Below are 952 nucleotides of genomic sequence, written 5' to 3' on the forward strand. Positions count from 1 at the left end.
CAAGACCCAGGCCGTGTACAACATGGTCAAGGACTTCAAGGCGCGGGGCGTGCCGATCGACTGCGTGGGCCTGCAGTCGCACTTCAACCAGCAGTCGCCGGTCCCCGGCAACTACCAGCAGACGCTCGAGAACTTCGCCGCGCTCGGCGTGGACGTGCAGATCACCGAGTTGGACATCCAGAACGCCCCCGCGGACAGCTACCGCCGCGTGGTCGAGGCGTGCCTGGCCGTCAGCAAGTGCACCGGGATCACGGTCTGGGGCATCCCGGACCACTACTCCTGGCGCGCCGAGCAGAACCCGCTGCTGTTCGACCGCAACTACAACAAGAAGCCGGCCTACGACGCCGTCCTCGCCGCGCTCGGCGGAGACAGCAACGACCCCGGTGACCCGGGCGACCCCGGCGACCCGGGTGACCCCGGCAACGGAGCCTGCACCGCCACGTACACCGAGACCGACCGATGGGGTGACCGCTTCAACGGCAAGGTGACGATCACCGCCAACGGCGCGGCGATCAGCTCCTGGCGGGTGAACGTCACGGTGAACTCCGCCCAGGACATCGTCACGACCTGGAACGGCAGTCCCACCTGGGACAGCAGCGGCAACGTCATGACGATGACACCCAACGGCAACGGGTCCGTCGCCGCGGGATCCTCGACCAGCTTCGGCTTCACCGTGATGGCGAACGGGGACTGGAGCACGCCGAGGGTGAGCGGCTGCACCGCCGGATGACGACCCTTCCGGGCCGGCCCCGGAGTTGACCTTCCCGGCGGGTCCCGGAGTTGACCTTCCCGGCCGGCCCCGGGACTGACCTTCCCGGCCGGCCCCGGATCCGACCGTCCGGACCGGTCCGGGGGAGCACCTTCCCCGGCCCCGGCCCCGAACCCGTACCGCCACGGCCCGGCCCGTCCCGGCCGGCGCGGGCCCCGGGCCGGCGAGAACGGTGCCGCGCGG

Annotated in this window: 1 protein-coding gene; it reads left to right on the forward strand. The window is 71.0% G+C overall.

Annotated elements, in window-relative coordinates; translation table 11 throughout:
• The coding region (locus GCU69_RS09715) for an endo-1,4-beta-xylanase (protein WP_176604554.1) at positions 1-730 on the forward strand (730 nt) is incomplete at its 5' end.
• Positions 731-952 lie beyond the last annotated feature (222 nt).

Source organism: Streptomyces lycii (assembly GCF_009735685.1).
GTDB lineage: Bacteria > Actinomycetota > Actinomycetes > Streptomycetales > Streptomycetaceae > Streptomyces > Streptomyces lycii.